General features: G+C 44.3%; 2 protein-coding genes. Both read left to right on the forward strand.

Going from position 1 to position 2,265, the window contains the following annotated elements; translation table 11 throughout:
• Positions 1 to 413: hypothetical protein (locus tag H6G26_RS41080; protein ID WP_190737818.1), on the forward strand; the 413-nt coding region annotated here is incomplete at its 5' end.
• 263 nt (positions 414 to 676) lie between these two features.
• Positions 677 to 2,265, forward strand: a 1,589-nt coding sequence (locus H6G26_RS41085; protein WP_242054402.1) for a strawberry notch C-terminal domain-containing protein, incomplete at its 3' end; no start/stop codon positions are given.

The following is a 2,265-nucleotide window of genomic DNA, read 5'->3' on the forward strand; positions in this document are numbered from 1 at the left end:
TAGCCATCTTTTGGGCATTTGTTACTCTCGTTATATCCCAGTTCATTAGTGGACTATTTGTATCGGCTGCTTACGCTAGTAATGTGGTTTCGGTTAGCAATAGAAATATAACCGCTTCTAAAATCCCATCAGTATCAGAAATAATCACACCAAAAATTCAGACTTTTGAGAAATTGCCAGATCCTTGGATGTTAGAGGATGAAGTTGTTCATCATACAAGCAATGAAGCAGTTGTTCTCTCATTCCCTACATTAAGATTGCTGCCTCCAGTTAAAGAAGTTTCGCCACAACCAAAACGTGCTACTCGTTCAAATAAAGCTAACAATGCTGCCAACAAGTCACCGAAAACTAAAAAGGCTGATGTAAATTCTTCAGACAAGCGCAAGCCAGGTAGACCACGTAAAACTGCATAAAACTAAGAAGGTAAAAGGTGAAAGGGATAAAAATTTCCTTTCTCTCTTCCCTTTTACTAATACTTTATTATTAGCCCCCGACTGATCAACGGAGGTTAACTTATTTCCTGAAAAATAGTGAACGTTATGTGCCTGTTTGATAGCTAATAAAGCTCACATATTAGCTTCGCTTTTTCAAGAGTGAAAATTAAAATTATATAGTCTAATGGTACAGCAACTTTTCACTCAAGGTTTTTTATTCGATTTGCAAACAGTAATCGATTATGGGCAGTCAGTTATTAATGTTGCCCAAGAGCTTGCATTTTGGTCACAAGCAAATTGCCGAAGTAACTGGTCGCAGCAAGCGAGTTCTGAAAGATGATTCAGGGCGTTTGTTCGTTGATTCGCGTGGTAGTGGGGCGAATATTGCTGAAACTGCTGCATTCATGGCGGACGAGAAACAAATCCTCATTTTCAGTGACGCTGGTGGCACAGGTAGAAGTTATCATGCTGATCTAAATGCTGCGAATCGTCGGCGGCGATCGCACTATCTGCTTGAAGCCGGCTGGAGAGCCGACAATGCAATCCAGGGGTTGGGGCGATCGCACCGGACTAACCAAGCTTCTGCTCCGATTTTCCGACCTGTTACCACTAACGTCATCGGTGAACGCCGCTTTATCTCAACCATTGCTCGAAGGCTGGATAGCTTGGGGGCACTCACAAGGGGGCAAAGGCAAACCGGAGGCAATGGGATATTTGAAGCTAAAGATAACCTTGAATCGAACTATGCAGAGTACGCACTATACGAGTTGTTTAAGCAGATTTTCCAAGGTCGATTTTATGAAGTGCCTTTAGGAAAGTTCGAGCAAATGACGGGACTGAGTTTAACCTCTCATGAAGGCGGGATGAAAATCGACTTGCCTCCATTGCGGCAATTTCTCAACCGATTACTGGCTTTACGCATCGATATGCAAAACACCATTTTCGAGCGTTTTGAGTTGTTACTAAGTCAACAGATTGAAGCAGCGATCGCCGCAGGGGTCTATGAGATGGGTGTAGAGACTTTACGGGCTGAACGGTTTACTGTTGAGAGCCAGGAAGCTGTATATACTCATCCTGTTACTGGTAGCGTCACCAATTACTTGAAAGTGGAACGCACCCAAAGAAACAACATCAGAACTGCTGACGAGATGTTAGAGTTCGCCACTCAATATCAAGGAATGCTCATGATCAACTCCAAGTCTGGTCATGCTGCTGTATCAATTTCGACACATAGTATCTACGACGCGGATGGTGGTGTTGTACCAAGAGTGTTACTCGTCCGTCCCCAAAAAGAAACCCGTATACCAGCCAAGGATTTAGAATCTTCTACTTGGAAAGCGGTTTGTGTCGATGCGTTCGTTGCAGGGTGGTCTGCTGAAGTGGACACACTGCCCAAGTTCACAACCGATTACCTGCATTTGGTAACTGGTATTCTTTTGCCCATCTGGAAAATCCTGCCACAGCAGAATAGTCGAGTATTCCGACTACAAACCAGCGATGGGCAGAAAATTCTTGGTCGGGTGGTGAATGGTCACGACATTCAAACCGTGCGCGAACAACTCGGACTAAGAAATCAAGTGCTTTCTCCAGAAGAACTTGTCTCACTGGTACTGAACGAGAGATATATACAGCAGTTGCCGGGTGGCGTAACCTTGCGACGTTCTTTCATTGCTGGTGAACCTCGCATAGAACTGGTTAATGCTATCTCACTGGCAGAGCGACTGTTAGCTGTTGGATGTTTCACCGAGATCATCAACTGGTGTAAGCGGGTATTTATTCCGGTTTCAGACAAAGCCCCAGCTATTCTAGCGGCTGTGATTGAAATCTTGGG

The sequence above is a fragment of the Nostoc sp. FACHB-888 genome (genome assembly GCF_014696655.1).
Classification (GTDB): domain Bacteria; phylum Cyanobacteriota; class Cyanobacteriia; order Cyanobacteriales; family Nostocaceae; genus Nostoc.